Annotated in this window: 14 protein-coding genes; 5 read left to right on the plus strand and 9 right to left on the minus strand. The window is 70.3% G+C overall.

Annotated elements, in window-relative coordinates; genetic code table 11:
- From IEZ19_RS13220 to IEZ19_RS13230, 3 genes are read right to left on the minus strand one after another with little or no spacing between them, the layout of a single operon-like run.
- The gene (locus IEZ19_RS13220; RefSeq protein WP_189311342.1) at positions 1–912 is read right to left on the minus strand and encodes an ABC transporter ATP-binding protein; all 912 of its coding nucleotides are present in this window, start codon (positions 910–912) and stop codon (positions 1–3) included.
- The gene (locus IEZ19_RS13225) at positions 909–1,817 is read right to left on the minus strand and encodes an ABC transporter permease subunit (protein WP_189311343.1); all 909 of its coding nucleotides are present in this window, start codon (positions 1,815–1,817) and stop codon (positions 909–911) included. The genes IEZ19_RS13220 and IEZ19_RS13225 overlap by 4 nt, the downstream gene beginning before the upstream one ends.
- Positions 1,807–2,781, minus strand: coding sequence for an ABC transporter ATP-binding protein (locus IEZ19_RS13230; RefSeq protein ID WP_189311344.1), 975 nt, complete (start codon positions 2,779–2,781; stop codon positions 1,807–1,809). Before IEZ19_RS13230 ends, IEZ19_RS13225 begins: the two co-directional genes overlap by 11 nt.
- A gap of 225 nt (positions 2,782–3,006) precedes the next feature.
- Here IEZ19_RS13230 and IEZ19_RS13235 point away from each other — a divergent pair, with 225 nt between their 5' ends.
- The 3 genes from IEZ19_RS13235 (at position 3,007) to IEZ19_RS13245 (ending at position 6,435) form a co-directional block, all read left to right on the plus strand.
- Positions 3,007–3,849, plus strand: coding sequence for a M24 family metallopeptidase (locus IEZ19_RS13235; protein WP_189311345.1), 843 nt, complete (start codon positions 3,007–3,009; stop codon positions 3,847–3,849).
- A 5-nt stretch (positions 3,850–3,854) separates the two neighbouring features.
- Complete coding sequence (locus tag IEZ19_RS13240) at positions 3,855–5,615, plus strand: SDR family oxidoreductase (RefSeq protein ID WP_189311557.1); 1,761 nt, start codon at positions 3,855–3,857, stop codon at positions 5,613–5,615.
- A gap of 271 nt (positions 5,616–5,886) precedes the next feature.
- Entirely contained in the window at positions 5,887–6,435 is a 549-nt protein-coding gene (locus IEZ19_RS13245; protein WP_189311346.1) for an RNA 2'-phosphotransferase, read from the plus strand.
- 15 nt (positions 6,436–6,450) lie between these two features.
- Here the strand turns inward: IEZ19_RS13245 and IEZ19_RS13250 are convergent, their stop codons facing one another.
- Positions 6,451–7,353, minus strand: a complete 903-nt coding sequence (locus tag IEZ19_RS13250) for an LLM class flavin-dependent oxidoreductase (protein ID WP_189311347.1) — start codon at positions 7,351–7,353, stop codon at positions 6,451–6,453.
- Between the two features lie 151 nt (positions 7,354–7,504).
- Between IEZ19_RS13250 and IEZ19_RS13255 the strand changes: the two genes are divergently transcribed.
- Positions 7,505–8,431 (plus strand): Cof-type HAD-IIB family hydrolase, encoded by a 927-nt coding sequence (locus IEZ19_RS13255; RefSeq protein ID WP_189311348.1) that lies wholly within the window; start codon positions 7,505–7,507, stop codon positions 8,429–8,431.
- A 7-nt stretch (positions 8,432–8,438) separates the two neighbouring features.
- Here the strand turns inward: IEZ19_RS13255 and IEZ19_RS13260 are convergent, their stop codons facing one another.
- The 5 genes from IEZ19_RS13260 to hisC form a co-directional block, all read right to left on the minus strand.
- Complete coding sequence (locus tag IEZ19_RS13260; RefSeq protein WP_189311349.1) at positions 8,439–9,488, minus strand: M23 family metallopeptidase; 1,050 nt, start codon at positions 9,486–9,488, stop codon at positions 8,439–8,441.
- Between the two features lie 385 nt (positions 9,489–9,873).
- Positions 9,874–13,371, minus strand: a complete 3,498-nt coding sequence (gene cydD, locus IEZ19_RS13265; RefSeq protein WP_189311350.1) for a thiol reductant ABC exporter subunit CydD — start codon at positions 13,369–13,371, stop codon at positions 9,874–9,876.
- Positions 13,372–13,449: 78 nt separating this feature from the next.
- A complete protein-coding gene (gene cydB / locus IEZ19_RS13270) occupies positions 13,450–14,469 on the minus strand; it encodes a cytochrome d ubiquinol oxidase subunit II (protein ID WP_189311351.1) in 1,020 nt (339 codons plus the stop codon).
- Between the two features lie 18 nt (positions 14,470–14,487).
- Positions 14,488–15,996, minus strand: a complete 1,509-nt coding sequence (locus IEZ19_RS13275; RefSeq protein ID WP_189311352.1) for a cytochrome ubiquinol oxidase subunit I — start codon at positions 15,994–15,996, stop codon at positions 14,488–14,490.
- Positions 15,997–16,310: 314 nt separating this feature from the next.
- Complete coding sequence (gene hisC / locus IEZ19_RS13280; protein WP_189311353.1) at positions 16,311–17,390, minus strand: histidinol-phosphate transaminase; 1,080 nt, start codon at positions 17,388–17,390, stop codon at positions 16,311–16,313.
- A gap of 463 nt (positions 17,391–17,853) precedes the next feature.
- Between hisC and IEZ19_RS13285 the strand changes: the two genes are divergently transcribed.
- Positions 17,854–18,966 carry a LacI family DNA-binding transcriptional regulator gene (locus tag IEZ19_RS13285; RefSeq protein ID WP_189311354.1) on the plus strand — a complete coding sequence of 371 codons (1,113 nt, stop codon included), beginning with the start codon at positions 17,854–17,856 and terminating at the stop codon, positions 18,964–18,966.
- Positions 18,967–19,221: the final 255 nt, after the last annotated feature.

Consider the following 19,221-nt stretch of genomic DNA (forward strand, 5'->3'; position numbering starts at 1 on the left):
CTACGCCGCGACCAGGTAAGAGAAGACGGACTCGAGGGACTCGTCGGACGGCGAGACCGTGTGCAGCCGGATGCCCTGGTCCCGGGCGACGCGCGGCAGCAGGGCCGTGAAGCGGCCGAAGTCGACGGCCTGGACGCGCAGCGCGCCCTCCGTGAGGTCGACCTCGATGCCGGACGTGGACGGGTCGGCGATCAGCGCGGCCGCGAGGGCGCGGTCGTCGCTGGAGCGCACCAGGTAGCGGTGCGGCCGGTCGGTCATCAGGCGGCGGATCTTCCGGAAGTCGCCGCTGGCCGCGTGCCGTCCGGCGACGACGACCTCGATGTGCCAGGCGAGCTGTTCGACCTCTTCGAGGATGTGGGAGGAGAACAGCACGGTGCGGCCCTCGTCGCCCATGCGCCGCAGCAGCTCCATGAGTTGCATGCGCTGGCGCGGGTCCATGCCGTTGAACGGCTCGTCGAGCAGGAGCAGCGACGGGTCGTGGACGAGCGCGCTCGCCATCTTCACGCGCTGGCGCATGCCCTTGGAGTAGGTCGAGATCTTGCGGTCCTGCGCGTACTCCATCTCGACCGTGGCGAGGGCGCGCTGGGCCGCCTTGGCGCCCAGCCCGTGCAACTCGGCGTTGGCGACGACGAATTCGCGTCCGGTGAGGAAGTCGTACATCGCCTCGCGTTCGGGGACGATGCCGATGTGCCGGTAGATGGCCTCGTTGCGCCACACCTGCTGTCCGTCGAGGGTGACGGTGCCGGTGGAGGGGGCGAGGAAGCCGCCCATCATGTTGATGAGGGTGGATTTTCCGGCGCCGTTGGGGCCGAGCAGGCCCGTGACGCCGGGGCCGATGGTCATGGTGATGTCGTTGACGGCGACCACGTTGCCGAACCAGCGGGAGACGTGGTCGATGGAGAGCGTGGTCACAGTCCGACCTTCCGGTAGCGGCGCAGCAGGAGGCCGTAGGCGGCGGCGATGAGGCCGAGGACGACGAGGACGTACACCACGCCCTCCGCGTACGAGGGGCCGATCCCGCCGGGGTAGGCGGAGGTGGCGCCCAGGAACGCGGACTGCACGCCGTCGATGAGGGTGATCGGCGAGAACAGGCCGATCCAGGGGACCGCGCTGCCGCTGCCCTGGGCGTCGGCGATGGCCTGGAGGGTGGAGACGGCGCCGTAGGAGATGGTCAGGACGGCGATCACGGCGGCGATACCGAAGCCGCGGCGCGGGGTGACGGCGGCGATGACCAGGCCGATCCCGGCGAACAGCAGGGACAGGAGTGCCACGGAGACCAGTCCCTGCGCGAATCCCTCGGTCTGGTCGCCGAAGTCGAGCTTGGCCAGCAGCGCGCCGACGTAGAGCACGAGCAGCGGGGCCGCGGTCAGGATGAACAGGGCCGAGGCCAGCGCCGCGAACTTGGCGCGGACGTAGTCGGCGGACTCGATCGGCCGCGAGAAGTACAGCGGTACGGTCTTGAAGCGCAGGTCGCGCGAGACGGACTGGGGTGCCTGCGAGGCGACGTACAGGCTGATGACGGCCTGCATGATGATCGCGTAGCGCGTGTAGTCGACGGGCAGGTCCTTCGCCTTGGTGGCGACCGCGACGGCCACCATGATCGCCGCGGGCACGCACATCACGACGAACAGCAGCATCGGCAGCACCTTGGACTTGACCGAGCGGCCGAGGCCGTAGGCGCCGCGCAAGGACTGCGAGTAGAGGGAGCGGGTGGCGTAGGAGCGGCCGAGGCGGGGGCCGTCGTACGTGCGGTAGCCGATGTTGTGGATGCGGGTCTGGTCACCCGCCGGTGTCGCCAGGGGCTGCTCAGCTGCCATGGCCGACCGCCTCCTTCCGCTGCTCGTCGCGCTCCGTGTCGTTCTTGAAGACCTCGGAGATGTGGTGCCTGCGCTGCTCCATGCGCACCAGGCCGAGGCCGAGGTCGGCGACGACGTCGCGCACGAGGTCGTACGTCTCCTCGCCGGACGCGGTGAGCAGCAGGATGTGTCCGGCGCCGGGCAGGCCCGCGCCCTCGTCGTGGAGCTCCACCCCGCGCGCGTGCAGCGCGTCGCGCAACGCGCGCGTGCCGTCGGGGTGCTCGTCCGTGTCGGTGACCTCGATCGCGAGCGTGGTCGTGGTCTGCGTGAAGTCGGTGGTGGAGCTGGAGCGCAGGAGCTTGCCGCCGTCGATCACGACGACGTGGTCGCAGGTGCGCTCGAGTTCGCCCAGCAGATGGGAGGTGACCAGGACCGAGATGCCGAAGTCGGTGTGGATGCGGCGGATCAGGCCGAGCATGTCGTCCCGGCCGACCGGGTCGAGACCGTTGGTCGGCTCGTCCAGGAAGACCAGCTGGGGGTCGTGGACGAGGGCCTGCGCGAGTTTCACGCGCTGCTTCATGCCGGTCGAGTAGCCGCCGATGGGGCGGTACCGCTCCTCGTACAGGCCGACGTGGCGCAGCGTGTCCGCGGTGCGCTCGCGGGCGGCGGCCGGCGGGAGGCCGGACATCCGGGCCATGTGGACGACGAACTCGGTGGCCGAGACGTCGGGCGGGAGGCAGTCGTGCTCGGGCATGTAGCCCACGCGCTCCCGGATGGCGGCGCCCTTGGTGGCGACGTCGAGGCCGAGCACCTCGGCGCGGCCCTCGGAGGCGGGGGACAGACCCAGCAGGATCTTGATCAGTGTGGACTTGCCGGCTCCATTGGCACCCACGAGCCCCGTCACACCGGGTCCCACGTCCACGGAGAGCCGGTCAAGCGCGGTCACCCGGGGGAACCGCTTGCTCAGGCTTTCGGTCGCGATCACAGTCACATCCTCGACCGTAGTGATGTGCGCCACGGGGGTCGTCAGACCGGAGAGCTGTCTTCGGGTCCGACTCGAGTCGTACGGGTCCCTACGGGATGCCCTGCCTGAGGGCTACGAGACGTGATCCACAGCTCCCCGCGCACCCTATTGACGCTTTCTCTAACAAGTGCCAGATTCGGCGAAGTCAAGTTACGAGCACGTACGGCAACCGTGGGACGAGGTGCCATGACGACGGCAGTGACGCGCGAACTCCCTGCCGGCCTGGGGGGATTCAGGCGGGTGCAGCGCCTCGCCTACGAGTGTGCGGAGGCGGTGGCGGCCCGGCTCGAACCGGGAGTGACCGAACGTGAGGCCGCGCGGATGCAGCGGGAGTGGCTGCGCGAGCGGGGAGTGCGGGACTGGTTCCATCTGCCGTTCGCCTGGTTCGGCGACCGTACGGCGTTCGTGAACTTCCGGATCCCGCTGCAGTTCTTCCCCACGAACCGCCTCCTGGAGCCGGGGATGCCGTTCATCCTCGACATGGCCCCGGTGTTCGAGGGGTACACGGCCGACATCGGCTATTCGGGCTCCCTCGGTGTCAACCCGGTGCAGGACCGGCTCATGGCCGACCTGGAGGCGCACCGCGAGCTGATCCTGCGCGAGGTGCGCGAGCGGCGCCCACTGCGCGAGATCTACGAGGACGTGGACCGCCTCATGGTCCGCCAGGGCTATGCCAACCGGCACCGCGCCTACCCCTTCGGCGTGATCGCGCACAAGGTCGACCGGGTCACGCAGCGCCGGTTCTCGCCGCACGTCTTCGGGTTCGGGGCGCGGTCCCTGAAGGGCCTCGCGAGCGACGCGCTGCACGGCCACCGCGAGGGCTGGTCGCCCCTGTGGTCGCCGTACCGCTTCTCCGACCATCCGCCGCAGCCGGGCCTGTGGGCGGCGGAACCGCATCTCGGATTCCGCGGTACGGGCGCGAAGTTCGAGGAGATCCTGGTGGTCACCGACTCCCGGGACCCCGAGCAGAGCGCCTTCTGGCTGGACGACGATCTGCCGCACGTGCGGCGCTGGGCGGAGGACAAGTGACGAGTCTGACGACGCTGAAGGGCGCACAGGAGCGCGTGGTGCGCACGGGCGGGGTCGAGCTGTGCGTGGCGGAGCTGGGGGACCCGGGCCGGCCGACGGTCGTGCTGGTGCACGGCTATCCGGACAGCAAGGAGGTGTGGTCCGAGGTCGCGGTCCGGCTCGCCGACCGCTTCCACGTCGTGCTGTACGACGTCCGGGGCCATGGCCGTTCGACCGCGCCGAAGCCGCTGCGCGGGGGCTTCACGCTGGCCAAGCTCACGGACGACTTCCTGGCGGTCGTGGACGCGGTCAGCCCGGACCGGCCGGTCCATCTCGTGGGCCACGACTGGGGATCGGTGCAGTCGTGGGAGTTCGTCACGGTCGGCCGCACCGAGGGCCGTATCGCCTCCTTCACCTCGATGTCGGGCCCGTCCCTGGATCATTTCGGGCACTGGATCAACGCGCGCGTGAAGCGTCCCACCCCCCGCCGGGTCGGCCAACTCCTCGGCCAGGGCGCCAAGTCCTGGTACGTCTACCTGCTGCACACCCCGGCGCTGCCGGAACTCGCCTGGCGCGGCCCGCTCGGCAAGCGCTGGCCGAGGATCCTGGAACGGATCGAGCAGGTCCCCGGCGACGGCTACCCGACCCCGTCCCTGCGCTCGGACGCGGCCAACGGCGCCTGGCTGTACCGGGACAACGTCCGCGCACGCCTGCTCAGGCCGCGCCAGGACGCGTACGCGCACGCGCCCGTGCAGCTGATCACGCCCCTCGGGGACGCGTTCCTGTCGGAGCGGCTGTACGACGATCTGGAGACGTGGGCCCCGCAGTTGACCCGCCGCACGCTCCCGGCGAAGCACTGGATCCCGCGTACGCGCCCTGACCAAGTCGCGGCGTGGATCGCGGAGTTCGTGACGGGCGTCGAGGGCGGACGCCCGGAGCCGGCGCGGGCGACCGGCCACCACGCGGACCGCTTCGGCGGACAGCTCGTGCTGGTCACCGGCGCGGGCAGCGGCATCGGACGGGCGACGGCGTTCGCGTTCGCGGAGGCGGGCGCGCGGGTGGTGGCGGTCGACAGGGACGCCGAATCCGCCAGCCGCACAGCGGAGTTGTCCCGCCTGCTCGGCGCCCCCTCGGCCTGGGCGGAGATCGTCGACGTCTCCGACGAGCAGGCGATGGAGAAACTCGCCGAGAAGGTCGCGGCCGAGTACGGGGTGGTGGACGTACTGGTGAACAACGCCGGCATCGGTTTGTCCGGTTCGTTCTTCGCCACGACGCCGGACGACTGGCGCAAGGTGCTGGACGTCAACTTGTGGGGTGTGATCCATGGTTGCCGTCTGTTCGGCAAGCAGATGGCCGAGCGCGGCCAGGGCGGCCACATCGTGAACGTGGCGTCGGCGGCGGCTTACCAGCCGTCCCGCGCGCTGCCGGCCTACGGCACCTCCAAGGCGGCGGTCCTGATGCTCAGCGAGTGCCTGCGCGCCGAACTCGCCGACCGGGGAATCGGGGTGAGCGCGATCTGCCCCGGCTTCGTCAACACGAACATCACCTCGACGGCACGCTTCACGGGAGTGGACGCGGAGGAGGAACGCCGCCGCCGGAAGAGCACCGCCCGCCTGTACGGGAAGCGCAACTACCCGCCGGAGAAGGTGGCTCAGGCGATCATGGAGGCGGTGGTCCGGAACGAGGCGGTGACGCCGGTGACACCGGAGGCGCGAGGTGCGTATCTCATGTCCCGTTACGCACCTGGGGCATTGCGACGGCTGGCACGGGTCGAGCCACGCATCTGATCGGGAAGGCGGGCGGCGGCGCGCCGAGTTGCGCCACCTCATCCGAACTGCCGTGATACACAGACGTCTTGTCCTTCCCGACGTCAAGCCACGCCGATGTCAACGATCTTGACGAAGAGGCGTAAATCGCCCACGAGTTGTCCACAGCTTCATCAATTTCCCTGTGGATAACATGACTTGGCTGTGGACCAAACATCGGGGCGAAAAATATCTGCGTGATCCGCGTCTCTCGCGGCACGCTGGTGGAGTGAACACGAAAGACACGAGTGGGATGGACGAGAGACGCACCGTGAAGGTGTCGAAGTACCTCTCGAAGCACCTGCGTCACCAGCCGGAACGGATCGGTCTCACGCTCGACGAGGCCGGCTGGGTCGAGATCGACACGCTGATCGCCGCGGCCGCCGCGCACGGGTTCCGGTTCACCCGTGAGGAACTGGACCATGTGGTGGCCGCCAACGACAAGAAGCGCTTCGCGATCGAGGGCACCCGGATCCGCGCCAGCCAGGGCCACAGCATCGAGGTCGACCTGGGTCTGCCGCCGGCGACCCCGCCGCCGTACCTCTACCACGGGACGGTCGCCCGCAGCCTGGACGCGATCCGCGCCGAGGGCCTCAGGACCATGAACAGGCAGGACGTACATCTTTCGGCCGACCGCGAGACAGCGACCCGAGTCGGCGCCCGCCGGGGGCGCCCGGTGGTGCTGTCGGTCGACGCGGCAGCGATGCACCGCGACGGCCATGTCTTCCACGTCAGCGCGAACGGGGTCTGGCTGACGAAGTCGGTACCGCCGCGCTATCTGCGCTTTCCCGCGGCGCACTGAGGACGGCCCGCGCGCTCACCCCAGCTGGGCGGTGGCGTCCGAGGCGATCTTCTCGAAGACCTTCTCGTCGGCGGCGAAGTCCGAGTCGGGAATCGGCCAGTGAACGACGATCTCGGTGAAGCCCAGCTCCCGATGGCGCCCGGCGAAGTCGACGAAGGCGTCCAGGGACTCCAGCGGGCGGCCGCGATCAGGGGTGAACCCGGTGAGCAGGATCTTGTCCATCCCGGCCGCGTCGCGCCCGATCTCGGCACATGCGTCGGCCAGCTTCTCCGCCTGCCCGCGGATGGCCTGGACCGACTGCTCGGGAGTGCCGTTCTCGTACAGCCCGGGGTCGCCGGTGGTCACCCAGGCCTGCCCGTACCGGGCGGCGAGCCTCAGCCCGCGCGGGCCGGTGGCGGCGACGGCGAAGGGCAGCCGGGGGCGCTGCACACAGCCGGGGATGTTGCGGGCCTCGTGCGCCGAGTAGAAGTCACCCTCGTACGACACCGAGTCCTCCGTGAGGAGCCGGTCGAGCAGCGGCACGAACTCGGCCAGCCTGTCGGCACGCTCACGCGGCGTCCACGGCTCCTGCCCGAGCGCGGTGGCGTCGAAGCCGGTGCCGCCGGCGCCGATACCGAGGGTGATCCGCCCGCCGGAGATGTCGTCCAGGGAGATCAGCTCCTTGGCCAGGGTCACCGGGTGCCGGAAATTGGGCGACGTGACGAGGGTGCCCAAGCGCATCCGCTCGGTGATGCTCGCGGCGGCGGTCAGGGTGGGGACCGCGCCGAACCACGGGCCGTCCCGGAACGAACGCCACGACAGGTGGTCGTACGTGTACCCGCTGTAGAACCCGAGCTCCTCCGCCCGCCGCCACGTGTCACGGGCCCCTTCGTGCCAGCGACGGTACGGCAGGATCACGGTGCTCAGGCGCAGACTCATGCCTCAGAGCCTACGGCGACGCTCGACGGGTCCGGGAATCCACAACCTCGGGGCAAACTGGTGGCCAGGAGAACCTGGCCGCGTCCCGGCACTCACCTCGTGAGTCATCTCTGTCTCATATGTGCGGACTTTCGCACGCCCGTGCGGGCATATGCGCGAGAATGACGCGGTGACCTCAGCGACCCGACAGCCCGAGACCCCGGCCTCCCCTCAGTTCTCGACCGTGCCCGAGCAGGGCGGCGCGCCCCTTGTGCCGCCGCGGCTGATCGCCACCGACCTCGACGGCACCCTGTTGCGGGACGACAAGTCGGTCTCGCCGCGGACGGTCGCCGCGCTGGCCGCCGCCGAGGAGGCGGGCATCGAGGTCTTCTTCGTCACCGGGCGGCCTGCCCGCTGGATGGACGTCGTCAGTGACCATGTCCACGGGCACGGTCTGGCGATCTGCGGCAACGGCGCCGCGGTGGTCGACCTGCACGGCGGCCCCGGCGCCCACCGGTTCGTGAAGGTGCGCGAACTGGCCCGGGAGAACGCCCTGGACGCGGTACGGCTGCTGCGCGAGGCTGCGCCGGGCACGGTGTTCGCGGTGGAGCAGACGTACGGCTTCTACCAGGAACCGGCCTATCCCGATCTGCACATGGAGCGCCCCGACCACCGCGCGCCCGCCGAGGAACTGCTCGCCGACGGCGGCCCGGGCACCGGCGAGCCGGTCCTCAAGATCCTTGCCTACCACCCCGACCTCGACCCCGACGCCTTCCTCAAGATCGCCCGCCTCGCCGTCACCGAGCGCGCCACCGTCACCCGCTCCAGCCCAAGCGCCCTGCTCGAACTCAGCGGCCCCGGTGTCTCCAAGGCCAGCACGCTCGCCCTGTGCTGCGCCGAGCGCGGCATCTCCCGCGAGGAGGTCGTGGCCTTCGGCGACATGCCCAACGACGTCGAGATGCTCACCTGGGCAGGTCGGTCGTACGCCATGGGCAACGCCCATCCGGAGGTGGTCGCGGTGGCCTCCGGGCAGACGGTCGCCAACAACGAGGACGGGGTGGCCGTGGTCATCGAACGGATGCTTCAGGGGCGGGTCTGACAACCCTTCAGCGCACTTTCACCCCGTGCCGGGCAAGCCACGGCACGGGGTTCGTGACCGAGTCGATCTCCGGTGTGCGGCGTACCTCGAAGTGCAGATGCGGGCCCGTCGAGTTGCCCGTGGTGCCGGACTGGGCGATCCAGCGGCCCGTGGGTACCTTGTCCCCCGCCTCCACGGCCACGGCCGCCAGGTGGGCATACTGCGTGTAGACACCGGCGGAGTGCCGGATCACGATCTCCATGCCGAAGGCGCCCCCGCAGGACACCTTCACCACCCGGCCGGCACCGACCGCCCGCACCGGCGTCCCGATCGGCACCGCGAAGTCCTGCCCGGTGTGCCGGTGCGCCCACCGTGAACCGCCCCTGCCGAACCCCGCGGACAACTCGTAGCGCTCCACCGGCGCCACCCAAGCCCGCCTGGTGCGCGTCCGGGGCTGGTTCAGACGTACGGCGCCACCACAGCGGCCCGCCGCGGCCTGGACGTCGGCCCGGCCCTGCAACTCCGCACGCGCCTCCTCGAGTTTCCGCTCGATGTCCTTCTTCAGGCCGGTGAGCCGAGCTGTCTGCTTCTCCGCCGCCTGCCTGGCCGCCTCGGCCTTCGCCTCGCCCGCGGCCAGTCGTGCCTCGGCCCGGCGGCTTCTGCCGATCGCGTGGCTCACCGCGAGATCCGTCTGCGAGAAGACGCGCTGACCACGCATCAGCTCGTCCGGGCCGTCCGCGAGGAGGAGTTGCGCGGTCAGCGGGAGCCCACCGCCCGTGCGGTACTGGGCGCGGGCGATCCGGCCCAGGTCGGCGTGGAGTACGGCGACCTGTCCGCGCTCGCGGTGCAGGAGCCGCTCGGCGCGCCGTGCCACGGCCCGCTGCGCCACGGCCTCGCGGCGCCCCGCCTCGTACTGCCGCGTCGCCACGGCGGCCTCCCGGTACAGCCGCGCCACCTGGGCACTGACACCGGCTTCCGAGCCGGGGCCGGCCGCCTGCGTGTCGGGCCGCGCCGCGAGAACGGCGAGCGCGCACAGCAGCAGCGGGACGACCGGCGGACGGCGGCGGGACGTACGCATGCGAGCGATCGTGGCCCTCCCGCCCCTCGGGGTCACGTCCGACTCGCGCGCCGGGGCGCCTGTTGCCGCGGACGGGTCAGGCAGGCTGGGCCCGGTGGCCCAGTTTGGGCACGGGCCGCGCCACCGTCATGCGGACGGACCGGTGAGGCGGCGGCCGAGAGTTGAGTACGACGCCTGCCGCACCGCCCTCGCGCGGACGGCTGGTGGTTCAGTACGGCACCTCCCACACCACCGACGCCCCCGTCGTCCTCCCCGAGGCCTGGCCCGTGGCGGCTGCCGCCGCCCAGGGACTCGGCGTTTGTGTGCGGATCTCCTGGTTGTCGAACCCTCCCGCCGGGAGAAGTCGGCCGGAGCTCGCCGCCACCGGGTCCCCGCCGCCCTGCCCCTACCGGGCTCCCACCAGCAGCTCCGCCTGTGCCTCCCGCTCTGCCATCGCGCGCAACGGCCCGTCCACGGCGGCCAGCTCGGCGTACGGGCCGCGCTGCACCACCCGGCCCTCGTCCAGCACGATCACCTCGTCCACCGCGTCGAGCCCGGCCAGCCGGTGGGTGATGAGCAGGGTCGTACGGCCCCGGGTCGCGGCCAGCAGATCGGCGGTGAGCGCGTCGGCCGTGGGCAGGTCCAGATGCTCCGCGGGCTCGTCGAGCACGAGGACCGGGAAGTCCGCGAGCAGTGCGCGGGCCAGCGCCAGCCGCTGCCGCTGGCCGCCGGACAGCCGTGCTCCATGCTCGCCCACGAGTGTGTCGAGTCCGTCGGGCAGCGAGTCCGCCCACTCGAGCAGCCGGGCCCGCACCAGCGCGTCCCGAAGCTCCGCCTCGGTGGCGTCCTTCTTCGCGAGGAGCAGGTTCTCGCGCACCGAGCTGTCGAAGAGGTGCGCGTCCTGGGCGCACAACCCGACCAGGCGCCGTACGTCGTCCCCGTCGAGCGAGTACGCGTCGACACCGGCCAGCGTGCAGGAGCCGGCCGCCGGGTCGAGGAAGCGCAGCAGCACTTGGGCGAGGGTCGTCTTGCCGGAGCCGGACGGCCCGACCACCGCGATGCGGCGGCCCTGTTCGAGGGTCAGGTCGAGGCCGACGAGCGCGTCCCGGTGCTGACCGGCGTGCCGGGCGGTCAGCCCCTTCACGACGAGCGGGAACGGCGACGCGGGCGCCTGCCGGGGCCGCTCCGGTTCCCGTACGGGCGCGGGGGCGTCCAGGACCTCGTACACCCGCTCGGCACTCCTGCGCACCCGCTGCCGGTACCGCACGGCGATCGGCAGCCCCAGTACGGCCTCGAAGGCGGCGAGCGGGGTGAGGACGACCACGGCCGTCGCCACTCCGCTCAGCCGTCCCGCGTCGACCGCCTGGGCGCCGAGCAGCGCCGCGGCCGCGACGGTCAGGCCGGAGACCAGCGCGGTGAGGCCGTCGCCGAGCGCGGTGGCCGTGGCGGCGCGCGAGGCGATCCGGGTGAGTGTGCCGTCGGCCCGGCGGGCCTCGTCCGTGCGGGCAGGCAGCGCTCCGGCGACCGTCAGTTCGGCGGTGCCGGTGAGCAGGTCGGTGACCCGCGTCGCGAGCACCCCGCGGGCGGGCGCCAGGCGCCGCTCGGCACGGCGCGCCACGGCCGCGGTCAGCAGGGGTACGCCGACTCCGGCCATGAGGAGCCCGGCCGCGAGCGCGGCACCGGCCTCGGGCAGCAGCCATGTCGTGAACGCCACGGACGCGGCGGAGACGACGACCGCGACGCCGGCGGGCAGCAGCCAGCGCAGCCAGTAGTCCTGCATGGCGTCCACGTCGGCGACGAGCCGGGAGAGCAGATCGCCCCGGCGAGCCGTACGCAGCCCGGCGGGTGCCAGCCGCTCCAGCCGCCGGAACACGGCGACCCGGGTGTCGGCCAGCATCCGGAGCACCGCGTCGTGCGACACCAGCCGCTCCGCGTACCGGAACACGGCCCGCCCGATCCCGAAGGCCCGCGTCGCCGTCACGGCCACCATCAGATACAGCACCGGCGGCTGCTGCGAGGCCCGCGAGATGAGCCACCCCGAAGTCGCCATCAGCCCGACGGCACTGCCGAGCGCCAGGCTCCCCAGCAGCAGGGCGAGGGCGAGCCGGCCGCGCCGGGGGCCGGACAGGGCACGGACCCGGGTGAGGACCCGGCCTCGGGAACCAGTGGGGGCGGTCTCGGGCCGGGTCTCGGTGGCCGTCTCCTCGAGGGAGCGGGTCTCCCGGGAGCCGACAGCCGCGACCGGGGACGACGACGCCGCCGTGCCGGGCGCCTCGGCGTTTTCGAGCCGCACCACCCGGTCCGCCACGTCCAGCAGCGCGGGCCGGTGGACGACGAGCAGCACGGTACGGCCCGCCGCCAATCGCCGTACCGCTTTTACGACCTCGGCCTCGGTCGCACCGTCCAGTGCGGCCGTCGGCTCGTCGAGCAGCAGCAGGGGCCGGTCCGCGAGGAACGCGCGGGCCAGCGCGAGCCGCTGCCGCTGGCCCGCGGACAGCCCGGCCCCGTCCTCACCGAGCACGGTTCCTGCGCCGTCGGGCAGCGCGTCCACGAACTCCAGCGCCCCCGCGTCACGCAGTGCCCGCCGTACGGCGTCGTCGTCCGCGTCGGGACGCGCCAGCCGTACGTTCTCGGTGATCGTGCCGGCGTACAGATGGGGCCGCTGCGGCACCCAGGCGATCTGCGACCGCCACTGCTCGAGGTCGATGTCGGCGAGGTCCGCGCCGCCGATCCGCACCTGGCCCGCCGTGGGCCGGACGAACCCCAGCAGGACGCTCAGCAGCGTCGACTTGCCCGCGCCGCTCGGCCCGACGAGGGCGACAGTCTCGCCCGGTTCGACGGTGAAGGACACGTCCGTCACCGCGTCCGAGGAGCGGCCGGGGTAGCGGACCGCGACCCCTTCGAAGGCCAGCGCGCCCGAGGGGACGGGAGCGGTCCCGGACTCTGGGAGTGGTGTCTCCAGGACGGTGAAGATCTCCTCGGCCGCCGCGAGCCCCTCCGCCGCCGCGTGGAACTGCGCGCCCACCTGGCGCAGCGGCAGATACGCCTCTGGCGCCAGCACGAGGATGACGAGCCCGATGTACAGATCCATGTCGCCGTGCACGAGCCGCATGCCGATCGTCACGGCGACGAGCGCGACCGAGAGCGTCGCGAGCAGTTCCAGCGCGAAGGAGGACAGGAAGGCGATCCGCAGGGTCTGCATGGTCGCCTGCCGGTACTCGCCGGTGATGCGCCGGATGGAGTCGGCCTGGGCCTTGGCGCGCCCGAACACCTTCAGCGTGGGCAGCCCCGCGACCACGTCCAGGAAGTGGCCGGACAGTCGCGACAGCAGCCGCCACTGACGCTCCGTCCGGGACTGGGTCGCCCAGCCGATGAGGACCATGAAGAGCGGGATGAGGGGCAGCGTGCCGACGATGATCGCCGCCGACACCCAGTCCTCGGTGACGATCCGCGCCAGCACCGCCACGGGCACGACCACCGCGAGCCCCAACTGCGGCAGATAGCGCGAGAAGTAGTCGTCGAGGGCGTCGACGCCCCGCGTGGCGAGCGTGACCAGCGAACCGGTGCGCTGCTCGCTCAGCCACCCCGGTCCGAGCGCGGCGGCCCGGTCCAGGAGCCGTCCGCGCAGCTCCGACTTCACCGCCGCGCTCGCCTGGTGGGCGGCGAGTTCGGTCAGCCAGGAAACGAGCGCCCGCCCGACCGCGACGGCCACCAACAACAGCAGGGGAGTGCGGAGTTCGGCAACCGGCATGTGGTGCTGGAAGGCGCCGACGACCACCTCTGCGATGAGCATGGCCTGAGCGATGACCAGGCCGGCCCCGACGGCTCCCAGCCCGACGACGGCCACCAGGAAGAAGCGGGTGGCACGGGCGTAACGCAGCAGACGCGGATCGATCGGTTTCACGTGAAACATGCCCTTCGGTCACAGGCTGGTGTTTCACGTGAAACATGGCGTGTCATGTGAAACACCCTCCCACCGGACTCAGTGCGCGGCTCCGGCAGCGGCGTCGGCGCCGATGTGCTGCGTCCCGATCCGCTTGCGGAACACCCAGTAGGTCCAGCTCTGGTAGAGCAGCACGATCGGCGTCGCGATCGCCGCACACCAGGTCATGATCTTCAGCGTGTACGGGCTCGACGAGGCGTTGGTGACGGTCAGACTCCAGTCCTCGTTGAGCGTGGACGGCATCACGTCCGGGAACAGCGACAGGAAGAGCATGGCCACGGCCGCCACGATGGTGACGCCCGACAGCGCGAACGACCATCCCTCGCGCCCGGCCTGGTTCGCGACGAGAGCCGCGACCAGCGCGACCACCGCCACGACCAGGGCGACCAGACTCTTGCCGTCACCGGTGTCGACCTGCGTCCACAGCAGGAAGACCAGGGCCAGGACCGCCGTGACGAGACCGATCCGCAGCGCCAGCTTCCGTGCCCGCTCCCGGATCTCCCCGACGGTCTTGAGTGCGGTGAACACCGCACCGTGGAAGGTGAACAGCGTCAGCGTCACCAGTCCGCCGAGCAGGGCGTACGGGTTGAGCAGGTCCCAGAAGCTGCCGACGTACTCGAAGTGCTGGTCGATCTTCACGCCCCGCACGATGTTGCCGAAGGCCACACCCCACAGGAACGCGGGGATCAGCGAGGTCCAGAAGATCGCCGTCTCCCAGTTGCGCTGCCATGACTCCTCCGGCCGCTTGGCCCGGAACTCGAAGGCGACACCACGGATGATCAGGCAGATCAGGATGATCAGCAGCGGCAGATAGAACCCCGAGAAGAGCGTGGCGTACCACTCGGGGAAGGCGGCGAAGGTCGAGCCGCCCGCCGTGAGCAGCCACACCTCGTTGCCGTCCCAGACGGGCCCGATGGTGTTGATCAGTACCCGCCGCTCGGGCCGGTCGCGCGCCAGCAGCTTGGTGAGGATGCCGACCCCGAAGTCGAAGCCCTCCAGGAAGAAATAGCCGGTCCACAGGACGGCGATCAGGACGAACCAGACGTCGTGAAGTTGCATGGTGTGAACTCCCTCGGCCTAGTACGAGAAGGCCATCGGCTTGTCGGCGTCCTTGATGTCGCCGCCGATCTTCGTGGGCGGGTTGAGGTCGGCCTCGGTGAGCTCGGGCGGGCCGGCCTTGACGTACTTCACCAGCAGCTTGACCTCGACGACGGCGAGGACGGCGTACAGCGCGGTGAAGACGATCATCGAGGTGAGGACCTCGCCCTGGGAGACGCCGGGGGAGACCGCGTGCCGGGTCTGCAGGACGCCGTAGACCGCCCAGGGCTGGCGGCCCATCTCGGTGAAGATCCAGCCCCAGGAGTTGGAGATCAGCGGGAAGGCAAGGGTCCAGATCGCGACGAGCCAGTAGAGCCTGCCGAGCTTCGGGCTGAGCGCCTTGTTCCTGAAGAGGACCAGATGCGGCACCTCGTCCTCACCCACCCGCAGATGCTGCGGCAGCAAGAACTTCTTGCGGGTCAGCCAGAGTCCGACGATGCCTATGGCGAAGGACGCCATGCCGAAGCCGATCATCCAGCGGAAGGCCCAGAAGGTGACGGGGATGATCGGCCGGTAGTCGCCCGGACCGTACTTCTCCTGCTCGGCCTTGTTGGTGTCGTTGATGCCGGGGACGTGCGAGTTGAAGTTGTCGTCGGCGAGGAAGGACAGTACTCCGGGGATCGACAGCTCGACGCTGTTGTGCCCCTTGCTCACGTCGCCGTACGCGAAGACCGAGAACGGCGCCGAGTCCTCGCCGTCCCACAGCGCCTCGGCGGCGGCCATCTTCATCGGCTGCTGCTTGAACATGACCTTGCCGAGGGTGTCGCCGCTGACCGCGGTGAGCAGTCCGGCGATGACCACGGTGACCAGGCCCAGTCGCAGTGAGGTCTTCATCACGGAGACGTGCTTCTTGCGGAACAGATGGAAGGCCGCGATGCCCACCATGAAGGCGCCGCCGGTCAGGAAGGACGCCGACAGGGTGTGGAACGCCTGGGCGAGAGCGGTGTTCTGGGTCAGCACATGCCAGAAGTCGGTGAGTTCGGCCCGGCCCCTGGCCCCGTTTATCCGGTAGCCGACGGGGTGCTGCATCCACGAGTTGGCCGCGAGGATGAAGTAAGCCGACAGGAACGTGCCGATCGCGACCAGCCAGATGCAGGCGAGGTGAAGCCTCTTCGGCAGCTTGTCCCAGCCGAAGATCCACAGGCCGATGAAGGTCGACTCGAAGAAGAAGGCGACCAGTGCCTCGAAGGCGAGCGGAGCGCCGAAGATGTCACCGACGAAGCGCGAGTAGTCGGACCAGTTCATGCCGAACTGGAACTCCTGCACGATGCCGGTGGCGACGCCCATCGCGATGTTGATCAGGAAGAGCTTTCCCCAGAACTTCGTCGCTCTGAGGTACTTCTCCTTTTCCGTGCGTACCCATGCGGTCTGCAGGCCGGCCGTGAGGGCGGCGAGGGAGATCGTCAGCGGGACGAACAGGAAGTGGTAGACGGTGGTGATGCCGAACTGCCAACGCGCCAGTGTCTCCGGCGCCAAAGCCAAATCCACGTCGTCAGTCTCCTTACATCGCCGTGGTACTGCGGCAGTCTGCCCCTTTTGTCACACACATCACTGGAGCAACCGGGACGTGATTGTGAACGCGTTCACATTCACAAGCAATTATGACGCATGGCTGTTCGACCCCGTAGAGGCGGGGGTCCCCAAGCCGTACCGGCAGGTCCCGGCCGCTTGGGCCGGTGGACCCAATGGCCGACGGGCACCGGTCCATGCCCCCGCACACACCGGTCCCGGAAGGCGTCACATGCGCCCTCCGGGACCGTGCGAAATCTATATAAAACTGTCTAAAAACGGACGAAAGCCCGTCAGAGCTCCTTGCGGAACCCCTCCGTCACCTTCAGGAAGATGTCGTTCGCCTCGTTCTCCCCGATCGTCACCCGCACACCCTCGCCCGCGAACGGACGGACCACGACACCGTGCTCCTCGCAGACCTGGGCGAAGGCTGTCGTGCGCTCCCCCAGCCTCAGCCAGACGAAGTTCGCCTGGGTCTCGGGCACGGTCCAGCCCTGGGCGCGCAGGGCGTCGACCACCCGCGCACGCTCGCACACCAGCGAGCCGACCCGGCCCAGCAGTTCGTCCTCGGCGCGCAGCGAGGCGACCGCCGCGTCCTGCGCGATCTGGCTCACACCGAACGGCACCGCCGTCTTGCGCAGCGCCGCCGCCACCGGCTCATGGGCGATCGCGAAGCCGACGCGCAGCCCGGCGAGACCGTACGCCTTCGAGAACGTGCGCAGCACACACACGTTGGGCCGCTCCCGGTAGATCTCCACGCCGTCCGGCACCTCGGGGTCGCGGATGAACTCCCGGTAGGCCTCGTCCAGCACCACGAGGACGTCACCGGGCACCCGGTCGAGGAAGCGCTCCAGCTCCGCTCGCTTCACGACCGTACCCGTCGGGTTGTTGGGGTTGCAGACGAAGATCAGCCGGGTCCGCTCGGTGACGGCGTCCGCCATCGCGTCCAGGTCGTGCACCTCGCCCGGCGTGAGCGGCACCTGCACCGACCGCGCGCCGCTGATCTGCGTGATGATCGGGTACGCCTCGAAAGAACGCCAGGCGTAGATGACCTCGCCGCCGGGTCCGCTGGTGGCCTGGAGGAGCTGCTGTGCGACGCCGACGGAGCCGGTGCCGCAGGCCAGGTCGGAGAGCGGGACACCGAAGCGGTCCGACAGCTCGTTCATCAGCCCGGTGCAGGCCATGTCGGGGTAGCGGTTGAAGGACGAGGCGGCGCCGGTCACGGACTCCATGACGCCGGGCAGCGGCGGATAGGGGTTCTCGTTCGAGGACAGCTTGTACGCGACCGGGCCGCCGGCCGCGGCGGGCTTGCCAGGCTTGTAGGTGGGGATACCCTCCAGCTCGGTGCGCAACTTGGGGCTCGTCTCGCTCACCGCAGTCCTCCTCGCGACCACCGGCGGACCGTCCGCGCCGCCGGCTTCCAATACTGCTCACCTTATGAGGATTCGGTGCGCCTGCGTACAGGTGCGGAGAGGCGAGAAGTTCACGTTTGACGGCCCGGGGAGTGGCGAGGGGGCAAACCTCACGAATCTCACAGGCATCAGGGGCATCACCGTACGAAGGCGTACGAAGCAGGGGGCGCGCCGCACATATATCTACGCGCCGGTGGCTCGCGCCGTGGCGCGCATCCTCCGTGAAGGTGAGTTGAGACCTCTTCGAAACATCGAGCACTTGGCAGGCCCATGCGCGTCGACGCGCCACGTCCTGCCATAGGTTTAGTCAACTGACTTTGTTTCGAAGGTGGTTGATACCTGATGACCATGCAGAAACGTGCCTGTCAACGGGTGCATATGCGTCCCTACTACCCCACCGCACGAGCCCTACTATCGGCTCGCCATGACAGCAGCAGGGAAGCACCAGGTGAGCCGCACGGAAACCTCACGTCGAGGAAGCCGGCCGGGTCGGGCGGGTATCAGGGACGTGGCCGCCGCCGCCGGAGTCTCCATCACAACCGTCTCCGATGCCCTGAACGGCAAGGGCAGGCTCCCGGACGCCACCCGCCGCCATGTCCGCGAGGTCGCCGACCGGCTGGGGTACCGCCCGTCGGCCGCCGCCCGCACCCTCCGTACCGGCAAGTCGGGGCTTATCGGCCTGACCGTGACGACATACGGGGATGAACCTTTCACCTTCACGGAGTTCGCGTACTTCGCCGAGATGGCCCGGGCCGCCACCTCGGCCGCGCTCGCCCGCGGCTACGCGCTCGTCATCCTGCCCGCCACCTCGCGCCACGACGTGTGGTCGAACGTCGCCCTGGACGGCACGGTCGTCATCGACCCCTCCGACCAGGACCCGGTGGTCAGCGAACTGGTCCGGCAGGGTTTACCCGTCGTCTCCGACGGCCGCCCGGCGGGCTCGCTCCCCGTCACGGCCTGGGTGGACAACGACCACGAGGCCGCCGTCCTCGGCATCCTCGACCACCTCGCGGACGCCGGCGCCCGCCGGATCGGCCTGCTCACCGGCACGTCCACGGACACCTACACCCACCTGTCCACCACGGCGTATCTGCACTGGTGCGAGCGGGTCGGCCAGGAACCGGTGTACGAGGCCTACCCGGCGCACGACCCCTGCGCGGGCGCCGTCGCCGCCGACCGGCTGCTGGCCCGTCCGGACCGGCCGGACGCGGTGTACGGCCTGTTCGACCCCAACGGCACGGACCTGCTCGCCGCCGCGCGCCGCTACGGCCTGCGCGTCCCGGACGACCTGCTGCTGGTGTGCTGCAGCGAGTCCACGGTGTACGCCAACACCGAGCCGCCCATCACGACGTTGTCGCTCAAGCCGCGGCGGATCGGCACGGCGGTGGTCCAACTCCTCATCGACGCCATCGAGGGGGTCGAGTCGGACCATCCGGTGGAGCAGGTGATACCGACGGAGCTGATCGTACGGACGTCGTCGCAACGACGGCCGCCGCGGACGACGGTCAGTCCCCCTCGTGGGCCCGAGGAGGAGTAGGGGCGGGGCGGCAGGGCGGCGCAAGGAACGCGGACTGCGGGGCCGGAGCGAGGCAGGGCCGCGGGTTGGGGGACAGCAGGCGCGGCGGATGGCGGGGGTGCAGGGGAGCGCTCCCGCGGACGTCGGCCGGTCGTCGGGGTGCACCACATGGCGGAACCCCTACCGAATGGGGTCGAAAGCCACACTGAACAGGAGTCCTGCTTCGATTCACCACCCCTGGGTCATCACACGGCGCGATCCACATTCCTATGATGG

Source organism: Streptomyces brasiliensis (genome assembly GCF_014647875.1).
Lineage (GTDB): Bacteria > Actinomycetota > Actinomycetes > Streptomycetales > Streptomycetaceae > Streptomyces > Streptomyces brasiliensis.

What these genes read in the sequence shown, in the direction of transcription:
- IEZ19_RS13245 (WP_189311346.1), top strand. Translation starts at nt 5,887, where the DNA reads ATGGACGAGAGACGCACCGTGAAGGTGTCGAAGTACCTCTCGAAGCAC.
- cydB (WP_189311351.1), bottom strand. Translation starts at nt 14,469, where the DNA reads ATGCAACTTCACGACGTCTGGTTCGTCCTGATCGCCGTCCTGTGGACC.
- IEZ19_RS13260 (WP_189311349.1), bottom strand. Translation starts at nt 9,488, where the DNA reads ATGCGTACGTCCCGCCGCCGTCCGCCGGTCGTCCCGCTGCTGCTGTGC.
- IEZ19_RS13285 (WP_189311354.1), top strand. Translation starts at nt 17,854, where the DNA reads ATGACAGCAGCAGGGAAGCACCAGGTGAGCCGCACGGAAACCTCACGT.
- IEZ19_RS13250 (WP_189311347.1), bottom strand. Translation starts at nt 7,353, where the DNA reads ATGAGTCTGCGCCTGAGCACCGTGATCCTGCCGTACCGTCGCTGGCAC.
- IEZ19_RS13255 (WP_189311348.1), top strand. Translation starts at nt 7,505, where the DNA reads ATGCGCGAGAATGACGCGGTGACCTCAGCGACCCGACAGCCCGAGACC.
- IEZ19_RS13225 (WP_189311343.1), bottom strand. Translation starts at nt 1,817, where the DNA reads ATGGCAGCTGAGCAGCCCCTGGCGACACCGGCGGGTGACCAGACCCGC.
- IEZ19_RS13235 (WP_189311345.1), top strand. Translation starts at nt 3,007, where the DNA reads ATGACGACGGCAGTGACGCGCGAACTCCCTGCCGGCCTGGGGGGATTC.